Genomic DNA, 22,215 nt, shown 5'->3' with positions numbered 1-22,215 from the left:
TTTACTTAGCGTAACTTCAATGTCGCCAACCCAAACAATACGAGCATGACGGTGATAATCCAAAAACGCACAATAACCCGAGGCTCGGGCCAGCCTTTCAATTCAAAATGATGATGCAAGGGAGCCATCCTGAATATCCGCCGGCCAGTTAGCTTGTAAGAGCCCACCTGTAAAATCACCGAGACAGTCTCCATAACAAAGACCCCGCCCATAATAAAAAACACGACTTCGTGGCGAACAATAACGGCAATAATCCCAAGTGCAGCGCCGAGCGATAAAGCTCCCACATCCCCCATAAAAACTTGTGCTGGGTATGTGTTAAACCACAAAAAACCAAGCCCCGCGCCACACAATGCCGCGCAGAATACCGCCAGCTCACCACTGCCTGGCACATGACCAATATGCAGATACTGAGCAAACTCATAATGCCCCGTAACATAGGCAATAATACCGAGCGCTCCGGCAACCATCACCGACGGCATAATCGCCAGGCCGTCGAGACCATCGGTTAAATTAACAGCGTTACTTGCACCCACCACAACTAGGTAGGTAAGTAAGATGTAAAAAACTCCAAGCGGTAACGCAAAGTTTTTTAAGAATGGTAAAAACAGCTGCGTCTCTACGGGTAGAGTAGCCGTCATATACAGATAAATAGCCGCACCCAAGCCACCTAAAGACTGCCAAAAGTATTTCCAGCGCGCGGGTAATCCACGGGAGTTTTTCTTGACCACTTTACGGTAATCATCAACCCAACCTACCGCACCAAATATTGCAGTAACCGCCATAACCACCCAAACATAGCGATTACTTAAATCCGCCCAAAGTAAACAGCTAATAAAAATAGCCGCCAAAATTAAAGTGCCACCCATAGTTGGGGTGCCAGATTTACTCAAATGCGATTGTGGCCCGTCATCACGTATCGATTGGCCTATTTGCAACTGATTCAACTTGCGAATCATCCAAGGACCCAACAACAATGAAATCCCAAGTGCGGTTAAAACACTTAAAATGGCACGTAGCGTTAGATACTGAACCACATAAAAACCGCGGAAATATTCCTGTAACTGTTCGGCAATCCATAACAGCATTTATTGTGTCTCCTCGTCAGTTAAAGCTCGGACCACAATATCCATCTGGGTACTACGCGAACCTTTAATTAACACCGTGCAGCCTGCACCTAGCGTTACCGCCTGTAAATGTGCAATCAAATCTTTATGTGTTGAAAAATGCTTGCTTACGCCCACAAAGTTGTCGCTGACAACCTGGGCCAACTCACCACAACTGAATACTGCATCAAGTTTTTTGCTTGCGGCATAAACGCCGAGCTCGGCGTGCAACAAATGCGCATCCGCTCCTAGCTCGCCCATATCGCCAATCACTAAAATTCTATCGCCTGGCATATCGGCCAATACATCAATAGCCGCCCGCATTGAGCCCGGATTGGCGTTATAACTATCGTCAATAACACGCACACCGTTCAAACCCGACTTAATGTTCATGCGTCCCGGTACGGGTGAAAATGTATTTAGACCAAAAGTTATAGCGGCATCACTCGCGCCAACAGCATGAGCGCAAGATGCTGCAGCCAATGCATTAGATACATTGTGCAAACCAACTGCCGGCAAGCTGATGGCCAGCACGCGGCCACGCAAGTGCAAATTAAAATAAGTGGTTAAACCACGAGACTCAACATCGCTGGCATAACAGTCGGCACTAGCATTGGTTAAAGAAAAACTAATATGGCTGCGATTGTGTAGTTGCGCCAACCACCCAGCGGCAAACGGATCATCAAGATTTATTACGCAACAACCATCTAAGGCTACGCCTTGGTAAATTTCAGCTTTGGCATCGGCCACTCCAGTTAGCGAACCAAATCCTTCTAAGTGCGCCGACATGACGTTATTAATCAGCGCCACATCGGGTCGCGCCAGCTCACACAAATACGCAATTTCACCTATGGCGCTGGCGCCCATCTCGATGACGGCACACTCTTCATCCCCGTTAAGGCGCAACAGCGTCAAGGGCACACCAATGTGATTATTAAAGTTTCCCTGGGTTGATAAGACCGCACGATCGTGCTCACCGCGTAAAATTCCGGTAACCATGGTGCGTACCGTAGTCTTTCCGCTAGAGCCGGTAATCGCCACCACTGGGCCAGTAAAACGCTCGCGATTTAAGCGCGCCAGCTCGCCCAAACCTAATGTCGTGTCGGCAACTTGCAACTGTGCAAGCGAGCACGCTGGCTCATAGCTATCAACCAGCGCGCCTATGGCGCCGGCACGTTGGGCGTCGGCCAAATATTGATGTCCGTCAAAGTGAGGGCCGCGCAATGCAACAAACAAGTCGCCAGCATTAACAGCGCGCGAGTCCGTACACACACAATTAAAACTGTGCGACTCACCGTTTGCGATCGCCTTTAATTGGGGGGCCATATCTTGCTGCAGCTGGGCGATTGTCATAGAACCGATCATGCCCGCCCCTCCTGCGCAACTTTTGCCAAGCGTTTAACAAGAGCTGCACGAGCTTGCTGCACATCGCTAAAAGGTAATTGGCGATCGGCAAAAACCTGTACCGCCTCGTGACCTTTACCCGCCAACAATACCGTGTCTCCGGCGCGCGCTTGCTGCACAGCCAGATCTATCGCTTTATCGCGCTCGGCAATCACTAAGCAACGTTCTGGACGATGCATGCCGCGTACAACTTCGCTGGCAATACTTGCAGGATCTTCGCCGCGCGGATTATCGTTTGTAACAATAGTGTGGTCAGCTGATTTTTCAGCCACTCGGCCCATGGCCGGGCGCTTTTCTCGATCGCGCTCACCGCCACAACCGAACACGCACCACAAGCTACCTTCGGTATGACGCCGCAATGCGCGCAGAGTTTTTTCTAGTGCATCTGGGGTGTGCGCATAGTCCACCACGACCTGTACGCCTTGCTCAGCACTTACGCTAATTTGCTCCATGCGTCCCGGCGCTGGCTGCAATGTAGGTATTGCCGCCGCGATTTTATCCAGCGAGTAACCCGCCGATACCGCAACAGCAATAGCGGCCAAAATATTACTCGCGTTGAAGTCGCCTATTAATAGTGAACTCAGCTCGGCTTTGCCCGCCGGCGTTATAACCGTACCAACAATGCCCGCCGATGAGTACTCAAGATTTTCAAAGTAGATGTCAGCTTCTTTTGATGCCAGCGAATAGCTCAACACCTGCGTTAATGCTTTAGTCCTAGCTTTACCTAGCAACGATTTACACCAGCTGTCATCACGGTTAATGATGGCGCACTGCAAATCTCGGGCACGCAACAGGCGCGCCTTGGCTTTGCCATAAGCTTTTAAATCGCCGTGATAATCCAAGTGATCGTGCGATAAATTAGTAAATACCGCCGTCGACATGCGCACGGCTTTAACGCGATCCTGCACTAAGGCATGCGAGGATACCTCTATCGCAACCGTTTTAATCTGCTGCTCGGCCAAATCACGCAACAACGCTTGACTCGCAATAGCATCCGGGGTGGTAAAGCCCGTCGCCTGCATTGCCTTACCCACGCGGCCGTAACCTAACGTCCCAACCACAGCCGTGCGCTGCCCTAGCGCCTCAAATAATTGCGCGATAAGGACACTGCACGTAGTTTTTCCGTTGGTACCGGTCACACCAATAACATTCAACTCTGCACTGGGATCAGCGTAGGCACGAGCGGCAATCGCGCTCATATTGGCACTTAAGTCAGTTACCGAAATAAGTGGTACAGCACCAAGAAATTGCACCTCTGGTGCCTTGCCGTCAGCATCGATCACAATAGCGCTGGCGCCACGATTAATGGCGTCACTAATGTAATCGCGCCCGTCTGCGGTGGCGCCTTGCAGCGCCACAAATACGTGGCCCGGCATAACCCGCCGACTATCAGCTTGCAGTGCAGACCAGCGTACGGAATCTAGCGCATCTAACGACGCATCATCCAGCAGCTGCGCTAATGTCATAGCGCGCTCAGTTGCGCGGACAGCTATCACAGCAACACCTCGGCGTTTTGCGCCAAAGCGGGTACCGGCTCAAGCTTTCGCACACTGAGGCGCGCGCCTTCACTTTCGGGCGGCTCTTGCAATAAGCGCAGAGCGCCACCGGTAATACTAGAAAAAATTGGCGCCGCAACTTGACCGCCGTGATACTTATCATCGCGTGGCTCATCGATCATTACGGCCACAACAATGACTGGATCTTGCGCCGGAGCAACGCCCACGAACGAACCCACATAACGATTCTCTGAGTATCCGCCCGCATCCGCTTTATGCGCAGTGCCTGTTTTGCCCGCCACGCTGTAAGAATCGACATTGGCGCGCGTCCCAGTACCGCCAGTCGCCACCACTTTACGCAACATCTTCATAACCGCACGGGTGTACTGTTCATCCACTATCGATTCGCCAGAGACCTCCTCAGCGTTTTTGCGCAACAAAGAAACCGGATGTTTAATACCGCCGCTGGCCAACACGCTATAAGCTTGCGCCAATTGCACCATCGTAAGGTTTAGGCCGTAACCAAAGGCGTAAGTCGCTTGCTGAATTGGTTTCCAGTTAGTGTAATTAGGCAGCACACCAACCGCCTCGCCGGGAAACCCTGTGCCGCTGCCTTGTCCTAAACCAAAACGATAATACATATCGCGAATAATATTCGGCTCAAGCTTAAGCGCGAGCTTAGTCATACCAACCTGGCTGGACTTGGAGATAATGTGACTTAAATCGAGCTTGCCGTAATCGACCGGATCATAAAGCGCTTTACGCCCCACTTGAACATATCCGGGAGTCGTATCAATAACCGTGTAGGGCTGAAACTTACCCGTCTCAAGTGCCGCCACCATGGCCAGAGGCTTCAAAGTCGAGCCAGGCTCAAACACATCGGTTAGGGCGCGATTGCGTAAACTAGCGGTATTAACACTGGTGCGATCGTTGGGGTTATAAGCGGGTTGATTCACCATCGCCAACACCTCGCCAGTGTGAACATCCAGCACCACTACTGAGCCCGCTTTTGCTCCAAATTCTTGCACCGCTTTTTTTAACTCGCGATGGGCCAAGTACTGCAAACGTAAATCAATGCTTAACGCCAAAGGCCGCCCACTGCGGGCGGCCTTTGTTAAACCTAAATCTTTTACCGTGCGTCCGCGTAAATCTTTTATCACCTGCTTGGCACCGCTTTCACCGGTAAGCCAAGCATCGTAAGCCAGCTCCATCCCCTCCTGGCCACGGTCATCGACATCGGTAATCCCCACCAACTGTGCCGTCACTTCGCCCGCAGGGTAAAAGCGACGATACTCGCGCTGAGCGTAAACGCCATCCACCCCCAGCGCCAATATTGCCTGCGCCTCTTGCGGCGGGAGGTGACGTTCCAAATACATAAATTCTTTATTAGAGAAACGTGATAAGCGCGACTCCAGCTCGGCCTGGCTCCAGCCTAACTTTTGCGACAGTGCCGCCCATTGCTGCGGTTTTTGTAACAACACCTGAGGGTTGGCCCAAATAGATTCTACCGGCGTACTCACCGCCAACGGCTCGCCATTGCGATCGGTGATTACGCCGCGATATGCGCTGATTGGCTCACTGCGCAAAGTGCGAGCATTGCCTTGACCTTGCAAAAACTCAAAGCCACGATCAGCATCCGGCAATACTTGCAGTGACGCTATTCGCCCAAGCAAGGCGACAGCCAGCACTAGTAGAACTAGTACCACGCTGTAAAAACGCCAAGACTTTAGGGTGAGCTGCGACACTTAACGCTCCTTCTCAATTAATATTATTTGACCGGCATCAGGCACTTTCATATCCAATCTCTCACCGGCCTGCTTTTCCACTCGCGCGTATGAAGCCCAAGTGCTTTGCTCTAACAAATACTGCCCCCACTGAACCTCTAAGTCGGCCGATTCACGGCGCAGGGTTTCAAGCTGGTTAGTGTCGCGCCGCACCTGCTGGGTAACCGCCACCACCGCTAACGCCGAAACAATGTTGGCGAGCCACAAACCCGTGACCAACACCCAGCGTCCCGTGCTAGCGCTACCTGATTGCCTGCGACTCACAGCCGTTACGCAAGCTTTTCGGCGACGCGCATCACCGCACTGCGGGCGCGCACATTGCGCCCTAACTCATCGCTGCCAGCCTTGACGGCTTTTGCGCGACTGCGCAACCGCCGATTTAATTGCGACTCCATTAACGGCACGCCACGCGGCACCGGATCGCCCTTTTCATGGCGACGGATAAAGCGTTTCACCAAGCGATCCTCGAGGGAATGAAAACTAATCACCACCAAGCGACCACCCACTGCCAACATCTCTAACGCTTGATCCAGCACACTTTCAATATCGCCAAGTTCATTATTGATATGAATGCGAATTCCCTGAAAAGCACGAGTTGCAGGGTGCTTGCCCTTCTCCCACGCAGGGTTCGCTTCTTTTAATATGTGCGCCAAGCGACCAGTGCGTAAAATAGGTGATAGCTCACGCTCGCGCACCACAGCATTGGCCATACGTTTAGCAAAACGCTCTTCGCCAAACTCTTTCATCACTCGCGCCAGCTCTGACTCGGCCACAGTATTAACCCAATCGGCGGCACTAATACCGCGCGTTTGATCCATACGCATATCGAGCGGACCGTCGTTTAAAAAACTAAACCCGCGCTCGGCATCGTCCAGCTGCGGCGACGACACTCCCAAATCTAATAAAATACCATCCACCTTACCGACCCTATCGCGCTCACCCACAAGGCGGGCTAACTCGGCAAAGCTGGTGTGCTCTATAACAAATCGTGAATCATCGCCAAAACGCAGATTCGCCTCTGATATTGCACTGGCATCTTTGTCAATCGCCATCAACTGGCCATCGGCATTTAATCGCTCTAAAATTCTACCGCTGTGGCCACCACGGCCAAACGTGCCATCGACATAAAACCCAGACGCGTTATCCACCAACGCGTCCACGGCCTCATCGAGCAGCACTGCGATATGAGACGGCTCACCCATGTTGATCCCTATAGCACCAATGATTGCAATTCTGCAGGTAAGTCGTCGTCGCCAGGCTCTTCCATTTGGGCAAACCAGCTACCTTCATCCCACAACTCAAGCTTGTCACCAAGCCCTGTAAGCATCAGTTTCTTATCTAAGTTGGCGTATGAACGCAGCGTAGGCGGCACCAAAATACGGCCGTTGGCGTCCAACTCTAACGGGCAAGCGTAGCCGATCAGTAAACGCTGAACCCGGCGTGACGCCTTATTCATAGTGGGTAAATTTTGAATCTTAGGCAGAATCTCCTGCCATTTTGGTTCGGGAAACACCAACAAACAGCGATCTTCTGTGTGGGCAGTCACCACCAAACGTCCGGCACACGACGCCACCAACCCTTCGCGTACGCGAGTCGGTATTGCCATACGCCCCTTGGCGTCCATATTGATGGAGTGACTACCAGTAAACACTTTTCACCATTTATTAGAGGTTTGATTCCACAAAAAACCACTTTTACCCACTTTTTTCCACATTGCACACTATAAATCCGACAGGATCAAAGTCAAGCAAGCTCGAATGGAAATGCGGGTAAAATTCACAAAAATGGAGAGAAAAAACGACAACTGGTAGACATCTAACGAGGCTAAACGATGGCGAGCGCGATCAATACCTTTAAATTACAAGCAGATAGAAGCAACTCTTAAGAAGTTACTTTAAGTGTGGGACTGTTTAGACTTAAGCCAAGCGTAAAACTAGACGATTGCGACATATACAAATACGCACAACCCAAAGAAAAGGTTCGGAGCCGGCCTGTAAGCCGGGTTCTGTCGAGGACAGTCATTCATCTGGGATGCGCGTCACCACGCACCTCATGCAACCTACCCGAATCCAGTGCGGGCCACACCAATGGATTCCTATTTGGTCTTGCTCCGAGCGGGGTTTACCATGCCACGGACTGTTACCAGCCGCGCGGTGCGCTCTTACCGCACCCTTTCACCCTTACCGGCAACCGAAATTGCTTAGGCGGTCTACTCTCTGCTGCACTTTCCGTAAGCTCACACTTCCCAGGCGTTACCTGGCGCTCTGCCCTATGGAGCCCGGACTTTCCTCCACCCGCTAAAAGCGAGCAGCGACTGCCGAGCCGACTCCGAGCCGACACCTTAGCCTAGCACCATAAAAAGTCAAGCTCGTTAAAGTGCCGGGCGTGGGTAGCGCGCAAGGCTCTCGGCACATCACTGCCGTTGCGCTAACGCCCATTGATATAGCTCGTTCTTCTTGCCGCCGGTTAACTTAGCGCCCAATGCAGCGGCTTGCTTTACCGGCAACTCTTCCAGCAGTAGTGTCATCACCCGCTCAACCTCGGCACTCATACCCGCCTTGCGCTCTGGCGCGCCATGCACCAACAGCACTATTTCACCGCGCTCTTGGTTGCTGTCAGCGGCAATCCACTCGACCATTTGCGCCGCCGTGGCGGTATGAATCGTCTCAAAGGTTTTGGTGATTTCACGGGCAATCACAAGCTCGCGTTCGGAGCCAAAAGCCTGCTCCATATCTTTTACGCAGGCCAACACTCGGTGCGGAGCCTCGTAAAAAATAAGTGTCCGCGGCTCATCGGCCAACGCTGCAAGCGCCGCTTGTCGTGCGCCGGCCTTGGCGGGCAAAAAACCCTCAAAGGTAAAACGGTTGGACGGCAACCCCGCCGCACTCAGTGCGGCAACAAAAGCGCAGGCCCCAGGGATCGGCACCACTCGGATACCGTTGTGACGCGCCGCGCGCACCAAGCGATAACCCGGATCAGACACCAGAGGCGTGCCTGCATCACTAATCAAAGCCACCTCCTCGCCAGCCTGTAATTGCGCTAAAATCTGCTCGGTACGTTTATCATCACTGTGATCGTGGTAGGCGACACAGCGACTCGTTATAGCAAAATGTTCCAGCAAACGAGCACTGTGGCGAGTATCCTCACAGGCGATTAACGCAACGGACTGGAGCACATGCACCGCGCGCGGTACCATATCCCCCAAGTTCCCTATGGGTGTAGCGACAACATAAAGTGTACCGGACGACTGCGACATGACTGCCCCTGCTAATAAAAGGTGCAGTTTAACACCGCAAGCCGGTCACCGCTGCCCATCTCAACACTCATGCAACAAGAGCCAAACCATGCACAACAACCTAACACGAGTTTTGTTTGCTTTAAGTCTGGGCCTGATACTGACAGCCTGTGCGCCACAATCGCCCCGTCAGAACAATGCCGGTGAAGCTGGCATGAGCAGCCAAGCGCTCGAAAACCAAATTAATCAGCTGGTCGATCAAGCTCGCCAAGCAGGCCCTAACGAGCGTACCGATTACTTACTACAAGCGGCTGAGCTACTGCGACAGCAGGGACAAATCGAGTGGGCCTATTCGCTGCTGCAACCGCTCGCACCGCACACCATGAGCGATGCGATGTACCTTAAATACCTGCAAAGCTACAGCGCTATTGCCTATGCTGGCGATTATTTTTTTGAAGCCCGCGATGCACTAACCAGTGCGCGACTAGAGCAGCTGTGGCGCGGCCTGCAACCCGACTTGCAATACACACTGCTTGCACGACGCGCGCAACTCAGCTCTCTTCTGGGTGACTATCAAGCCAGCCTCGCCACTCGTGTCGAGCTTGGCTACCTGCTCCGGCGCGATGAGCTCTACCTTAACAACGAAAGCATTTGGCAAGATTTAATGAGCCTGTCGACATCCGAGCTGGCCGAACTGGCTATCAATACCGATAACCCGACGTTAAGCAGCTGGGCCAAACTTGCCCAAGTTACGCGCGACAGCGCCGCCAACCTTAACCGCCAGCTCGATCGTGTCGAGCTATGGCGCATGCAGCACCCAAACCACCCAGCCAACATAGAGCTGCCCAGCGACCTGCAATTATTGGAGCAGTTAATTGCTCGCCAGCCAAAATCTATCGCTCTATTGCTGCCACAACGCGGACGCTTGGCCAGTGCCGCCAGTGCCGTGCGCGATGGCTTTTTAGCGGCCTATTTTGCCGAGCGCAGCGCCGAACAAAATCCCACGATTCGCCAATACGACACCGACTCGACAGACATCAACCAGCTGTATGAGCAGGCCGTGGCCGAGGGTGCCGAGCTGATTATCGGCCCACTGACAAAAGAAAATGTCGATGCACTCGCCATGCGCCCCAACTTAAGTGTGCCCATATTGGCGCTTAACTATCGCGAACAAATATCCAACAAAGCTGGCGCAGCCAACCCAGATGGCAGCTCGGTCGTTAATATCGGCGACTTGAAAATACCGCCCCTACAACTCAACCTGCCGGGCGCTATCCCTTTAAGCGCCGACACAGCAACCCCCACTCGCAACTACTCAAACAGCGGCACCAATCACTCGCTGTTTGCCCCAGCCTTATATCAGTTTGGCTTGGCGGCCGAAGATGAAGCTCGCCAAATCGCTCGCCATGCTCACTTACAGGGTCACCGCCGAGCCATGATTATCGCCCCCGACATCGACTGGGCCGAGCGCAGCGTTGATGCTTTTATTCAGCAGTGGCAACAACTCGATGGCGAGATTATCGCCCTCAGCCGCTACATTGGCGCAGGTGATTACTCCGAGGTAATTAAGCGCGCGCTACTGGTCGACGACAGCGAACAACGCCACGACCAATTGCGCAAAATTATTTTTACCAACAGCCACTTTGAACCGCGCCGACGTAAAGATGTTGAGATGATTTTCTTAATCGCCAACCCACCTCAGGCACGACAAATTAAACCCACCCTAGCGTTCCACTACGCCGGTGACGTTCCCGTGTTTGCCACCAGCCAAATATACAATGGCACTGACAACCCCAAAAGCGATCGTGACTTAAACGGCATTCGCTTTAATACTCTGCCGTGGCTATTTGCCGACAACCCAGAAACTCAAGCAATCAAGGCCAACACCGATGCGCCGCCAGCCTACGAGCGGCTGCACGCCATGGGCGCCGACGCCTATCACCTGTACCCGCGTTTGCCGCAATTAAAACACCTGCCGCAAACTCGAGTTCTGGGCGCCACCGGCACTTTAAGCATGCAGCCCGACGGGCGAATTGTTCGCGAGCAGATTTGGGCTGAATTTAGCGATGGCATTGCCAAACCCATCACCAGCAGTGTCATCCAGCGCGCCAGCAGCACACCATGATCAAACGTATGCTGCGCACACTAAAGCCATCACTTAACTCTGGGCAACAAGCCGAACTTATCGCCCGTGAATATTTAGTGCGCGCGGGATTAACGTTTATCGCGGCCAATACCAGTGGCGGTGGTGGTGAAATTGACCTTATTATGCGCGACCAAAGCACACTGGTATTTGTCGAGGTGAGGCTACGGCGCAACCAGCATTTTGCCAGCGCCAGCGAAAGCGTTAACAACAGCAAGCAGCGCAAACTCATTCGCGCTGCGCAGCACTACCTACAGCGCGAAGATCTCACCGACAAAGTCGCCTGTCGATTTGATGTGGTAGCATTGCAATCACTGGACTCGGAGCAGCAGCCCGAGTGGATTAAAAACGCCTTTGGCACCGCTTAAATGCCTGACGATAACGAGAACATTATGGACCAGCGGGTTATAACCCTCTTTCACGAAAGCATCGAAGCCAAAATGCAATCGGGCGAACAACTTGCCCCGCTTATTGCCCACAGCAGTGAACTGATCGTCGAGACCTTGCTCAACGAAGGCAAGATCATCACCTGCGGCAACGGTGCAAGTGGCGCTATTGCACAAATTTTCACCGCGAGCTTGATCAACCGCTTTGAGCATGAGCGTCCAAGCCTACCAGCCATTAATATCGGTGCCGATATCATTACCCAATCGGCCATTGCCCAGGATTACACTTACAACGAGATCTACGCCAAACAAATACGTGCGCTCGGCCAACCGGGTGACGTTTTAGTGTTGCTTAGCGCCTCGGGCAGTGCCAGTAATTTGTTGCAGGCAATCAGTGCCGCGCACGACCGCGACATTACCGTTATCGCTTTAACTGGGAGTGACAGCGACGATGTGATGGCACTGCTGGACAATCGTGATGTCGAACTGCGAGCGCCCGATACAAGCTTTGCCCGCATCCACGAAATCCACCTGCTGACACTGTTTTGTTTGTGCGATTTAATTGAACAGCAATTGTTTGGGAGTCACGAATAATGTCTCACACGTTTTTTCGCTGCTTGCTACTCGGGGCCGTTGTCGCCCTCAGCAACGGTTGCACCAGTATTATTAGCGCCACCACGAATGAACCCATCCAGATCGATCCGGGCAAACGCTCACTCGGAGTCAAAATAGACGATAGCCAGATCGAAACCATCGCCTCGGTAAACATCGACAAGGCCAGCAGCGTACTCGACAACGCCCCGATCAGTGTGCACAGCTTTAATGCCGTAGTACTTTTAATCGGCCAAGTGCCCACTAACGAAGCGCGCGAACTGGCAGGCAATACGGTGCGAAAAATGCCTACGGTGCGTCAGGTACACAACGAGCTACAAGTGCAAGCGCCCATATCCTTACTCGCCGGCGCTAACGATAGCTGGCTAAGTACTAAGATTCGCTCTAAGCTACTGACCCATCGCGACATCGAAAGCAGCCGCATACAAGTGGTGACCGAAAACAACACCGTTTATTTAATGGGGTTGGTCACCCGCGCTGAGGCAGAAACCGTGACCAACATCGCCCGCCATACCGGTGGTGTACAAAAAGTTGTCCGAGTATTTGAATACATCGACTAACGGCTTAAAAGGATTACTCCATGAGCATAAGCACAATTGTTGTACTTGTTATTCTCGCCGCACTGGTGCTGTACGTTATCAGCGTTTACAACCAGCTCGTTGCACTTAAAAACCGCTTTCAAAACTCTTTTGCACAAATTGAGGTGCAACTAAAACGGCGTTACGACTTGATCCCCAATTTAGTCGAAACCGCTAAAGCCTACATTACCCATGAACGCGAAACCCTGGAGGCCGTCACTCAGGCGCGCAATCAAGCCATGTCGGGCTTACAAGCTGCCTCTGCCGCCCCCGGCAACGCCACCGCCATGAGCGAGCTGGCCGGCGCGGAAGGCGCTTTAGGTAGCGCACTAGGACGCTTAAATGTCGTCATGGAAGCGTATCCCGACTTAAAAGCCTCGGCCAATATGCAGCAGGTATCCGAGGAGCTCACCAGCACCGAAAACCGTATCGCGTTTGCCCGCCAAGCGTTTAACGACTCGGTGATGAACTACAACACTTACAAGCAAGGGTTTCCCGCCGTGGCCCTAGCCGGCTTTTTTGGCCACAGCCAAGACGCCAGCTTGCTAGAATTTGCCGACAGCGAAGCAATCGCCGAAGCGCCTAAAGTATCGTTTTAACGTGCTAACTCAGGCGTAACCGCCCATGAACTTTTTTCAGCAACAAGACATCGCTAGACGCAACACCAAGCGTCTAGTGGTGTTACTCATTCTCGCCGTCCTTTCTCTTATTGCCGTTACCACCGCAATGTTTGCCGGTACGATGTTTTACCTGCAGACCGGCAATAGCGCCTACCATATGAACACCGCAGGAATGGGCTTTTGGTCAAGTCTTGCCACCTTGCTCGACTGGCAAACCGTCTTCGGTATCTCGATGCTGGTAATGACGGTTGTGCTGTTCGGCGGACTGTTTAAATACCAACAGTTGCGCCGCGGCGGCCGGGTTGTAGCCGAGTCTTTGGGTGGCCGCTTACTGAATGCCGATACCCGTGATTTAAACGAGCGCAAACTGCTGAACATTGTCGAGGAAATGGCAATCGCCTCGGGCTCACCAGTGCCACCGGTGTACTTGCTCGACGAGCCCGCCATAAATGCTTTTGCCGCGGGGCACACGCCACAAGATGCCGTTATCGGTGTCACTCGCGGCTGTATAGAATTACTCAATCGCGATGAATTACAGGGCGTTATCGCACACGAGTTTAGCCATATTTTTCATGGCGACATGCGCCTTAATATGCGATTGGTGGCCCTATTAAATGGTATTTTGTTACTCGGACTTATCGGCCACTTTGTCGTGCGCGGCGGCGCCTATAGCAGTATAGGACGCTCCAGTCGCGGCAATAATCGCGACAACAATGGCGGCGCCATTATGGCGGCTGGTATTGGTTTAATAATTATTGGTTACGCCGGCACATTTTTTGGCAACATCATTAAGGCGGCGGTCAGTCGTCAGCGAGAATTTCTTGCCGATGCTTCCGCGGTGCAATTTACCCGCGACAACAGCGGTATTGCCGGCGCATTAAAAAAGATTGGGGGCGTGAGTGTTGGCAGCAAACTCAAGGCCGCCCATAGCGCTGAATTTAGTCATATGTTTTTTGGCCAAGGGGTAAATACCGCGTTTAACAGTTTAATGGCCACCCACCCGCCACTTACCGATCGTATAAAGCGCTTAGATCCCAGTTGGGATGGCAAATTTATCGCCGCCGCTCAAACCGAGACCAAACCTGACGCGGCAACAAATAGCAACGAGCAACAGAGCAGCCATCGCGAGCGCTTTTTTCAAGCCAGTGTGCTGGCGGCGGCCGTCGATCAAATGGGCCAAACCAGCTCCGATGCACTGTCGCAAGCGCGCGATCAACTGGAACAAATTGGCAGCTCGCTGCGCGATGCTGCGCACAGCCCAAGCAGTGCTTGCGCCATTGTTATCGGTTTACTGCTCGACAATAACAACGCTCAAATGCGCACGCAACAGTGGCAGTCGCTCACAACTTATTACAGTAAAAGCACACTAATGCAATGGCGCGACATCGTTAAACAAGCCGCTCGCATAGATGAGCTTGATCGCCTAGCGCTATTAGAGCTGTGTTTACCGGCACTTAAATCACTCAGCGAGTCACAAAGCCAAACACTGCAACAGGCGATGGACACCCTAATTGCCGCCGACCACAAAACCGATTTACACGAGTGGAGCTTACGACGCATTGTCACACACCATTTAGGTGAGCCTAACTTTCATAGCCAGCACAAACAATTACGTCAAATGCGCGATAGCTGCCAATTTGTATTGTCGTATCTCGCTCACGCAGGAACCAGCAATACCACCCAGGCGAGCGAGGCATTTAACCAAGCCATCGCATCATTACGCATGACTGAGGTGCCCCTGTTAGCAGCTACACAGCTAAACATTAAGGCCCTAGATAACGCCCTAAGCGAGCTTAATCGCGCCCGCCCGCTGCAAAAGCCCATGCTGCTTAAAGCCATGATGCGGACAATAGAGTTTGACGGAAAAGTTACCACCGCCGAAGCCGAATTGTTTCGCGCAATTGCCGACAGTTTAAACTGCCCAGTACCACCGCTTGCGCGCTAACTAGCGCGCCGAGCTTTAATCCACTTTTCCACGTCACGCTACTGCACTAAGTCGCGCTGCGCTTTACCGCACGCCGCTCTATAGTATAATGACGCCCCTTGCGCTTATTGCGCCCCGCAACCAACTATTGAGGTGACCCCTTGCAACTGGATCAAGCCACTGTCGAACAACTGCGTGAATGGGAAGCTGAACTGGCCGGGCAATATCAAACTATTGTCGCCAAACAGCTCAACCTTGATGTCACTCGCGGCAAGCCCTCGGCCGAACAGCTATCGCTGTCGGACGCTTTGGACGGATCGTTGGACGGCAACTACCTAACCGACAACGGCACCGATACTCGCAACTACGGCGGCCTTGACGGTATTGCCGAGGCCAAGCGCTTAGGCTCAGATCTAATGGGCGTACCCGCCAGCCAGATATTAGTCGGCGGCAACGCCAGCCTTACCCTCATGTATCAAACCGTGCTTACGGCTTATCAGTTTGGTCTAACCGGCCCAGATAGCGCATGGAAGAACACCGACAAACCTAAAGTTATTTGCCCTGTTCCCGGCTACGACCGTCACTTTACCGTATGCGAGCAACTCGGCATTGAGATGATCACCGCCCCCATGACCGCCGACGGCCCCGATATGGACGCCGTAGAAGCGCTCATTAAAGCCGACAGCAGCATTCGTGGCATGTGGTGTGTACCCAAATACTCCAACCCTACCGGCGTGGGTTACTCTGATGCAACCGTCGAGCGCATCGCGCAGCTGGGTAATATTGCCCACCCCGACTTTAGAGTATTTTGGGATAACGCCTATGCCGTGCACGACTTAAACAGCAACGCGCCCGCATTGGCATCAATTTTTGAGCTGTGCGCCAAACACGGCACCGACAACAGCGTGCTGCAGTTTGCCTCGACATCTAAAATCACTCATGCCGGTGCCGGCGTTGCATTTATGGCCGCCAGCGATGCCAACTTAACGGGCATCAAGAAGTTCTTGGGGGCATCGACCATTGGCCCCGACAAGGTCAACCAGCTGCGTCACGCACGTTTTTTACCTAACCGCGATGCACTAATGGCACACATGAAAAAGCACGCCGAGCTACTACAGCCTCGCTTTGACGCTGTGCTTAGCGCGCTCGACAGTGCGTTTGCCGGCACTGACTTAGGCCGCTGGGAGACCCCACAAGGCGGTTACTTTGTCTCGTTTGACACTCGCCCTAACTGCGCCAAAGAAACCGTTCGATTGGCCGCCGAAGCCGGCGTCAAATTAACCCCAGCCGGCGCGACCTTTCCTTACGGGCAAGACCCTAACGATTGCAATATCCGTATTGCACCGTCAGTCCCGTCGGTTGCCGAGGTTGTCGGTGCCATGGAAGTGTTTGTTACCTGCGTTAAACTCGCCTCTGTGCGTCAAGCGCTTAGCTAGCAGTAACAAACTTAAATTACCCCCGCCAATCTTCTCTGCGGCGGGGGTAAGTTTCGCGAGATAAAGCCGCATGGCGGCTCTTATGAAGGCCGTAAAGTTACTCGGACAACGAACAAGAGCAAACTGAAGGCATAAAAAAACCACCCGAAGGTGGTTTTTTTATGCCTGATTAATCAGCGGTTTAGTTGTCATCGACAGGAACTAATACCACCGCAGGTGCTTTGGCTGCTTTAGCGGCATCGGCCACCGCCACATAAACACCAGAATCAGCTTTTTTGTTGGCCTGGATAATCACAGATGCTTTGGGCAAATTAGCCCGCATTTGTGTGATATTTGAGCGTACAGACGACTCATCAATACGACGACGACCGCTCTCGCCCATCACCCAAATCTGGTTATCAGCAGTAATCTGCACCAAGATATTAGGGTCGGCGTTTGGTGGTGGTGGCTCATCGTTCTTTTCAGGAACATTCACATCAAGACCGATTTCTTTTACAAATGATGCGGTCACGATAAAGAAGATCAGCATGATAAATACGACGTCGAGCATCGGCGTCAAATCAATCTCATTGCTTTCTTCAGAGTTACGGCTCTTTTTTCTACGACTCACCGTACACACTCCCCGTTATTATGCTAATGGATGGCAGATATTTAGGCCGTAATACTACCAGCTTGTTTTAACCCTGACTAACCATTTACCGCAAATTTCTACGCAAATATTCGTAAACCAAGCGGATTGGTTGGTTTTTAATCATGTCTTAAGGCTAATAAGGTTGGATTATGACACATTAGTACTACTAACACAGAGAATAGTAACGGATTCAGAACCCAGCAAGCTGGGCTAACACCACACCAGGCGACTCTTACTTTTACAACCCAATCTCGCGTTTAAGCAGCTCTTGCTTACGCTTAACCCCCCAGCGATAGCCCGATAGGCTACCATCACTGCGTATGACTCTGTGGCACGGAATAACAACGGCCAGAGTGTTCGCACCACAGGCATTGGCTACCGCACGCGCGGCAGTGGGCCGGCCTAATAACTGAGCCAAGCCGCTGTAAGTGACGGTGTGACCTGCTTTAACGCTTTGCAGCGCCTGCCATACTTGGCGTTGAAACTCGGTGCCTTTAATATCCAAGGGCAGTGTAGGCAGGGGCAAGCTTGGTTGCTCGATTAGTGTCGTAACCTGTTGCACATGACTCGCAAAACGGCCCGCAGGCTTAACTTGTCGAGGATTGACAAAAACCCGTTGTAAATCAATGGTCAGTTGATCGGCACTGTCACCCAATGCGATAGCGCAAATCCCCTGTTCGCTGCGCGCGACCAACAGCTCGCCTAACTCACACGTCGTCACAGCGTACTCAATATCCATTATCTTACCTCGCTATTAATAAACGCCAACGGCCCCTCACTCACAACTTAAATCCTATAGTGCCAGCCCGCGAGTTTAACCCAGTGCTGTAGAGTATCGCTGTACAACCATTGCCTTACCATCTAAAAGTCTATGTAACACAAGGAAATCGAAGCTTTGTGAACTCAATTATGTTGGCAAACTTTAAGACGAGGCAAAAAATAATGCTGAGCCTGTAGTAAGATACTTAGCATCGAGTCATGCATCAGCCAGATGGCAACTCACGTCATCACTTAAGGAGAGTTATTTGACCCCTCACGACTATCTTAATATTGGCGCTGCCATCTGGCTATTGGTTTGCTGGGCCGGTTACGCGCGCTTTGCTCGCAAGCGCGCGCGTACCGATCACTGTCTAGCCTCGGTACTGCATGTTTACCGTAAAAGTTGGATGATAGAAATGCTCAACCGGCAAAATCGCATTGCCGATACAGCTCTGATTGCCGGCCTAGAGCGTAACGTGTCTTTTTTAGCCTCGACCTCTATTCTGATCATTGCCGGTTTTGTAACGATTATGGCCTCGATCGACAAGGTCTATATCACTATCACCGCGCTGCCTTTTGTCAACGAGACCATGTCGCCATACCAGCTGCAACTTAAGATCGTGTTGCTACTTATTATTTACGTGTATGCATTTTTCACTCTGACATGGGCGATGCGTCAATACGGCTTTGGTTCTATTTTATTAGGTGCGGCACCGGCACACGACGCTAACATTTCAGAAGCTGAACGCCAACGCTATGCGACCAGTATCGCAAAAATTATCGATCAAGCAGGTCACAGTTATAACTACGGTTTACGTGCTTATTATTTCTCGCTCGCCGTATTACCTTGGTTTTTTAATACCTGGCTGTTTATCGCAGCAGTAGCGATGGTCGTCGGCGTACTCTACCGACGTGAATTTCACTCGACTACATTGCGCGCGCTAGTGCAGGAGCTAAACACCACTGATACCGACAAAGAACAACTGTAGTCTACGAGCGGGTATCGCTAAAAAGCACGCGCTGACATACCCCCGAGTAACTCAATAGAAATTCATGAAATCAGTTATCAAGCATTAAAGTTAAGCGGCGAGTGCTTCCGAACAAGCCCCGCTAATTGCGCAATTTTTTCATTAGAGAGCTGACGATAATCTAGATACGGCGACACAATAAGTCGCTGCTGAGTGTTTATTGCAAAGTGCATATCCAACCAGGCAAGCCCCTTAAGATTTAACTCGGCGGCATAAGTTTTACCGGCTACGATATGCACCGCGTTGCGAGCAACGTCCGGTTTATTGAAAAGCAATGCCACCCCGCTACCGGCCTGCAACAAGCGATGATCGCGGTAGTCCTGCCAGCGCTCTGGCCAACCCGGCTGTCCTCCCAGTGCGTACAAGAACTTAGCGTACACACTGAATAACTTCCGCCAGTGATTACTCGTGTTGGCAACTATATGTTGCAGCTCACCCGGCACTAATGGAGTTAGGCAATTAAGCGCCGGATAAGCATCCAGCGCAGGACGATTAGCCACACAAAATGCCAAATGATAATTTGGATCTCCCAGCCCTACCGCACACGTAGGTTCACAATCTACCAAGGTAGCTGCTGCCCATTGGAGTGCCAAAAGGTGCCCGTGTTAGTTAGGTTTAGCTCGTCGATGCGGGTCATTAATCGTTCAGCGGCTTGATCGGGAGTAATGTCCCCGTGCCCGCCGATCATCTCGGTGCCGACCAAGCCAGGATGTAAAATCGCCACGGCAACGCCGCGCGGCTTTAAATCACACGCCAATGACATACCGGCCGCATTTAATGCCGCCTTAGACATACGGTAACCGTAGCGGCCTCCGCTGGTGTTGTCGGTTATAGAGCCCATACGGCTGGTAATTAATGCCACCTTTGCATCACCCGTTAAACGATCAGCCAACACCTCGGTGGCTCGCAGTGGCGCTAACGCATTAATTTCAAACTGGGTTCGAATAGTATCGAGATTAAGCTGCCCTAAACTTTCGTCGCGCAAGATACCGGCGTTGTTAATCAACAGGTCAATAGAGACATTTTGCAACGCTTGATCGAGCTTGTTGATGCCCTCATCGGTACCGACATCTACGCCATCAATCACATTGGCACCGCTGCCATCAAGCTCAGCCGATGTCGTGCGACAAACCGCATATACGGTATAACCACGTGCCAGATACAACTGTGCAAACGACAAACCAATACCACGATTGGCACCGGTAATAACTACTGTATTAGACATATACCACCTCTGCTTACTCTATTAAAATGCTACGCGGGGCAATATTTTCACCCGGCTCACCAAGCGCAGCACCATACCAGTTAATCGTGTTATTCCCCACCTTCTGCGCCGATAAAAACAAGCACCACAAGCGCAGACATAATGCACAGTTTTAGTTTACCCGGTAAATATGTAACTTATGTGCAAGGAACAAGATGTTTAAAAATTAAGCAACGATATAACTCTAGGGGGTTTGGCCGTTAAATTAACGGGCTAAACAAGTGAGTAATGTTCTCAAAAAATCGTGCAACCCCACTGCGTTTACGCCAAGTATTTAGACTTAATGCATCGGCGTCGGCACGATAGCCATCAAGTAATCCGCCCAACTCGGCCGCGGTGGCGCGATCATAAATAATCATGGTCATTTCAAAATTGAGCCACAGCGAGCGCAAATCGAGATTAACCGTACCAAAAAATGCGAGCGCCGAATCTATCACCACGGCTTTAGTGTGCAGCAGACCGGCGCTGTAGGTGTAGACCTCGACTCCTGACTCAAGCAAACCAGAAAAGTACGAATGACTGGCATGCCGCACTAAAAATGAATCCACTTTTGCGGGTACGATTAATCGTACTGTTACCCCCCGCCGCGCCGCAATTTTTAAGGCCTGCTCTAACGCCTCACCCGGAACAAAATACGGCGTGACGATATCCACGGAATCTACTGCGGCATAAATAGCCTGCAACAACGCACTTAAAATACTTTCTTTAGCTGCATCTGGCCCGGAGGGGGCAACTTGTAATAATGCCGGCGAGTCGTGACATTCAATATCACGATCCAGCAATGGCAACTCTTCGCCTGTTTCAACATTCCAATACCAGCGAAATACACCATCAAACATCGGCACGGTTGGCCCTTCAATACGCGCCATCATATCGATCCACTGGCCTACGCCAGCGGTTACCTTAAAATGTGCTGGGTCAACTAAATTAAAGCTGCCCATATAAGCAACACGATTGTCGATAATAACGGTTTTACGGTGGTTACGTAGATCGTAGCGGGCCAGCTGCCAGGGCATAAACCGAATCGGGCAAGCTTTTGTTATGGCGATATTGGGCACTTGTAAGCGATTAATATCAGATGATGAAAAGAATCCCGAACTGCCAACCGCATCGAGCATAATACGACACTGAACGCCACGCGCTGCAGCGGCCAAAAGCGCCTCGACCACTCGATCAACCAAACCGCCCGACTGCCAAATATAAAACTCTAAATGACAAAACTGTTTAGCGTGCTTTATATCAGCCACTAACGCTGCAATAATATTGGGGGCACATTGCAAAAAATCTACACGGTTGCCACCCAGCGGTGGAATCCCCGACGTATGGTACTCAAGGCGTGCTAAAGCTCGGCTGGCAGGATGGTGGTTATGCCAATTTTGTCGCTGATTATCTAGGCCATTACGGCGAGTATGAAGGTACGCTTGCTTTAACCTAACAGTACGACCGGCGCGTTTAACCCCTAAAAAGCGTTCGCCAAACAAGAGGTATAACCCCACACCCACGTAAGGCAATAACACCAGCACCAAAAGCCAAGCTAGCGATACCCCAACGGGCAAACGTCGCATAATAACCCGCACCGCAAACACAACAACCAATAATAGGTGCCCCCATATCAGCAGCTGTTGCAGCAAACTCCAAACGAATGAAAGTGTAAACTCCATATAAGGTGCTCGCGATTGGTGAACCGTGCTTTTAGCCGGTAGTGGCCACGTCAGTGTAGCATGCCAAGATCTTCTTACTTGGCTGCCGTTTTAGCGCCACGGCAAACCAATGCAGAACAAGGTTGTTACGTGTGTTAAATAATGACTA

At 51.7% G+C, this 22,215-nt stretch carries 21 protein-coding genes and 1 other RNA gene; 8 read left to right on the top strand and 14 right to left on the bottom strand.

What is annotated here, in order from left to right:
* Window positions 1-5 precede the first annotated feature (5 nt).
* The 9 genes from mraY to rsmI form a co-directional block, all read right to left on the bottom strand.
* Window positions 6-1,088, bottom strand: a complete 1,083-nt coding sequence (mraY, locus tag GILYN3_RS14015) for a phospho-N-acetylmuramoyl-pentapeptide-transferase (protein WP_049723573.1) — start codon at window positions 1,086-1,088, stop codon at window positions 6-8.
* Window positions 1,089-2,471 carry a UDP-N-acetylmuramoyl-tripeptide--D-alanyl-D-alanine ligase gene (locus GILYN3_RS14010; RefSeq protein ID WP_049723572.1) on the bottom strand — a complete coding sequence of 461 codons (1,383 nt, stop codon included), beginning with the start codon at window positions 2,469-2,471 and terminating at the stop codon, window positions 1,089-1,091.
* The gene (locus GILYN3_RS14005) at window positions 2,468-4,006 is read right to left on the bottom strand and encodes a UDP-N-acetylmuramoyl-L-alanyl-D-glutamate--2,6-diaminopimelate ligase (protein WP_232305603.1); all 1,539 of its coding nucleotides are present in this window, start codon (window positions 4,004-4,006) and stop codon (window positions 2,468-2,470) included. Before GILYN3_RS14005 ends, GILYN3_RS14010 begins: the two co-directional genes overlap by 4 nt.
* Window positions 4,003-5,751: a peptidoglycan D,D-transpeptidase FtsI family protein gene (locus tag GILYN3_RS14000; RefSeq protein ID WP_049723571.1), complete on the bottom strand. Its 1,749-nt coding sequence runs from the start codon at window positions 5,749-5,751 to the stop codon at window positions 4,003-4,005. Before GILYN3_RS14000 ends, GILYN3_RS14005 begins: the two co-directional genes overlap by 4 nt.
* Window positions 5,752-6,054, bottom strand: a complete 303-nt coding sequence (gene ftsL / locus GILYN3_RS13995) for a cell division protein FtsL (protein ID WP_049723570.1) — start codon at window positions 6,052-6,054, stop codon at window positions 5,752-5,754. It lies immediately after the preceding gene.
* Between the two features lie 5 nt (window positions 6,055-6,059).
* On the bottom strand, window positions 6,060-6,992 hold the full coding sequence (rsmH, locus tag GILYN3_RS13990) for a 16S rRNA (cytosine(1402)-N(4))-methyltransferase RsmH (protein ID WP_049723569.1): 933 nt from the start codon (window positions 6,990-6,992) through the stop codon (window positions 6,060-6,062).
* Window positions 6,993-7,000: 8 nt separating this feature from the next.
* The gene (gene mraZ / locus GILYN3_RS13985; protein WP_049723568.1) at window positions 7,001-7,441 is read right to left on the bottom strand and encodes a division/cell wall cluster transcriptional repressor MraZ; all 441 of its coding nucleotides are present in this window, start codon (window positions 7,439-7,441) and stop codon (window positions 7,001-7,003) included.
* Window positions 7,442-7,768: 327 nt separating this feature from the next.
* Window positions 7,769-8,120, bottom strand: an RNA gene (gene rnpB, locus GILYN3_RS16400) — RNase P RNA component class A.
* An 83-nt stretch (window positions 8,121-8,203) separates the two neighbouring features.
* The gene (rsmI, locus tag GILYN3_RS13980; protein WP_049723567.1) at window positions 8,204-9,046 is read right to left on the bottom strand and encodes a 16S rRNA (cytidine(1402)-2'-O)-methyltransferase; all 843 of its coding nucleotides are present in this window, start codon (window positions 9,044-9,046) and stop codon (window positions 8,204-8,206) included.
* 88 nt (window positions 9,047-9,134) lie between these two features.
* On the opposite strand from rsmI, the gene GILYN3_RS13975 reads away from it, so the two are divergent.
* The 7 genes from GILYN3_RS13975 to GILYN3_RS13945 all read left to right on the top strand — a co-directional run bounded on the left by GILYN3_RS13975 (window position 9,135) and on the right by GILYN3_RS13945 (window position 16,724).
* Window positions 9,135-11,150 carry a penicillin-binding protein activator gene (locus tag GILYN3_RS13975; RefSeq protein ID WP_049723566.1) on the top strand — a complete coding sequence of 672 codons (2,016 nt, stop codon included), beginning with the start codon at window positions 9,135-9,137 and terminating at the stop codon, window positions 11,148-11,150.
* Window positions 11,147-11,536 (top strand): YraN family protein, encoded by a 390-nt coding sequence (locus tag GILYN3_RS13970; protein WP_232305602.1) that lies wholly within the window; start codon window positions 11,147-11,149, stop codon window positions 11,534-11,536. Before GILYN3_RS13975 ends, GILYN3_RS13970 begins: the two co-directional genes overlap by 4 nt.
* 24 nt (window positions 11,537-11,560) lie before the next feature.
* Window positions 11,561-12,148, top strand: a complete 588-nt coding sequence (locus tag GILYN3_RS13965) for an SIS domain-containing protein (protein ID WP_049723970.1) — start codon at window positions 11,561-11,563, stop codon at window positions 12,146-12,148.
* The gene (locus tag GILYN3_RS13960; RefSeq protein WP_049723565.1) at window positions 12,148-12,726 is read left to right on the top strand and encodes a BON domain-containing protein; all 579 of its coding nucleotides are present in this window, start codon (window positions 12,148-12,150) and stop codon (window positions 12,724-12,726) included. The genes GILYN3_RS13965 and GILYN3_RS13960 overlap by 1 nt, the downstream gene beginning before the upstream one ends.
* A 20-nt stretch (window positions 12,727-12,746) precedes the next feature.
* Window positions 12,747-13,343 (top strand): LemA family protein, encoded by a 597-nt coding sequence (locus GILYN3_RS13955; protein ID WP_049723564.1) that lies wholly within the window; start codon window positions 12,747-12,749, stop codon window positions 13,341-13,343.
* 25 nt (window positions 13,344-13,368) lie between these two features.
* Window positions 13,369-15,309, top strand: a complete 1,941-nt coding sequence (locus GILYN3_RS13950; RefSeq protein WP_049723563.1) for a M48 family metallopeptidase — start codon at window positions 13,369-13,371, stop codon at window positions 15,307-15,309.
* A 140-nt stretch (window positions 15,310-15,449) separates the two neighbouring features.
* A complete protein-coding gene (locus GILYN3_RS13945; protein ID WP_049723562.1) occupies window positions 15,450-16,724 on the top strand; it encodes an aminotransferase class I/II-fold pyridoxal phosphate-dependent enzyme in 1,275 nt (424 codons plus the stop codon).
* 181 nt (window positions 16,725-16,905) lie between these two features.
* Here the strand turns inward: GILYN3_RS13945 and GILYN3_RS13940 are convergent, their stop codons facing one another.
* Together GILYN3_RS13940 and GILYN3_RS13935 are read right to left on the bottom strand one after the other, a co-directional pair.
* Entirely contained in the window at window positions 16,906-17,334 is a 429-nt protein-coding gene (locus GILYN3_RS13940) for an ExbD/TolR family protein (RefSeq protein ID WP_049723561.1), read from the bottom strand.
* 259 nt (window positions 17,335-17,593) lie between these two features.
* Complete coding sequence (locus GILYN3_RS13935; RefSeq protein ID WP_049723560.1) at window positions 17,594-18,094, bottom strand: methylated-DNA--[protein]-cysteine S-methyltransferase; 501 nt, start codon at window positions 18,092-18,094, stop codon at window positions 17,594-17,596.
* A gap of 286 nt (window positions 18,095-18,380) precedes the next feature.
* On the opposite strand from GILYN3_RS13935, the gene GILYN3_RS13930 reads away from it, so the two are divergent.
* Window positions 18,381-19,103 carry a DUF599 domain-containing protein gene (locus GILYN3_RS13930; protein WP_049723559.1) on the top strand — a complete coding sequence of 241 codons (723 nt, stop codon included), beginning with the start codon at window positions 18,381-18,383 and terminating at the stop codon, window positions 19,101-19,103.
* Between the two features lie 77 nt (window positions 19,104-19,180).
* Here the strand turns inward: GILYN3_RS13930 and GILYN3_RS13925 are convergent, their stop codons facing one another.
* The 3 genes from GILYN3_RS13925 to cls form a co-directional block, all read right to left on the bottom strand.
* On the bottom strand, window positions 19,181-19,708 hold the full coding sequence (locus GILYN3_RS13925; RefSeq protein ID WP_049723558.1) for a DUF6942 family protein: 528 nt from the start codon (window positions 19,706-19,708) through the stop codon (window positions 19,181-19,183).
* Window positions 19,702-20,367, bottom strand: a complete 666-nt coding sequence (locus tag GILYN3_RS13920; protein WP_049723557.1) for an SDR family oxidoreductase — start codon at window positions 20,365-20,367, stop codon at window positions 19,702-19,704. Before GILYN3_RS13920 ends, GILYN3_RS13925 begins: the two co-directional genes overlap by 7 nt.
* Before the next feature lie 239 nt (window positions 20,368-20,606).
* On the bottom strand, window positions 20,607-22,067 hold the full coding sequence (cls, locus tag GILYN3_RS13915) for a cardiolipin synthase (RefSeq protein WP_049723556.1): 1,461 nt from the start codon (window positions 22,065-22,067) through the stop codon (window positions 20,607-20,609).
* Window positions 22,068-22,215: the final 148 nt, after the last annotated feature.

Origin of the sequence: Gilvimarinus polysaccharolyticus, from assembly GCF_001187555.1 — a bacterium.
Taxonomy (GTDB): domain Bacteria; phylum Pseudomonadota; class Gammaproteobacteria; order Pseudomonadales; family Cellvibrionaceae; genus Gilvimarinus; species Gilvimarinus polysaccharolyticus.
This window is presented reverse-complemented; position numbering and strand designations above follow the sequence as displayed.

Coding starts and splice junctions, on each gene's coding strand:
- cls (WP_049723556.1), bottom strand. CDS start 22,067: ATGGAGTTTACACTTTCATTCGTTTGGAGTTTGCTGCAACAGCTGCTG.
- GILYN3_RS14010 (WP_049723572.1), bottom strand. CDS start 2,471: ATGATCGGTTCTATGACAATCGCCCAGCTGCAGCAAGATATGGCCCCC.
- rsmI (WP_049723567.1), bottom strand. CDS start 9,046: ATGTCGCAGTCGTCCGGTACACTTTATGTTGTCGCTACACCCATAGGG.
- GILYN3_RS13960 (WP_049723565.1), top strand. CDS start 12,148: ATGTCTCACACGTTTTTTCGCTGCTTGCTACTCGGGGCCGTTGTCGCC.
- GILYN3_RS13935 (WP_049723560.1), bottom strand. CDS start 18,094: ATGGATATTGAGTACGCTGTGACGACGTGTGAGTTAGGCGAGCTGTTG.
- rsmH (WP_049723569.1), bottom strand. CDS start 6,992: ATGGGTGAGCCGTCTCATATCGCAGTGCTGCTCGATGAGGCCGTGGAC.
- mraY (WP_049723573.1), bottom strand. CDS start 1,088: ATGCTGTTATGGATTGCCGAACAGTTACAGGAATATTTCCGCGGTTTT.
- GILYN3_RS13975 (WP_049723566.1), top strand. CDS start 9,135: ATGCACAACAACCTAACACGAGTTTTGTTTGCTTTAAGTCTGGGCCTG.
- GILYN3_RS13965 (WP_049723970.1), top strand. CDS start 11,561: ATGGACCAGCGGGTTATAACCCTCTTTCACGAAAGCATCGAAGCCAAA.
- GILYN3_RS13920 (WP_049723557.1), bottom strand. CDS start 20,367: ATGTCTAATACAGTAGTTATTACCGGTGCCAATCGTGGTATTGGTTTG.
- GILYN3_RS13950 (WP_049723563.1), top strand. CDS start 13,369: ATGAACTTTTTTCAGCAACAAGACATCGCTAGACGCAACACCAAGCGT.
- GILYN3_RS13970 (WP_232305602.1), top strand. CDS start 11,147: ATGATCAAACGTATGCTGCGCACACTAAAGCCATCACTTAACTCTGGG.
- GILYN3_RS13955 (WP_049723564.1), top strand. CDS start 12,747: ATGAGCATAAGCACAATTGTTGTACTTGTTATTCTCGCCGCACTGGTG.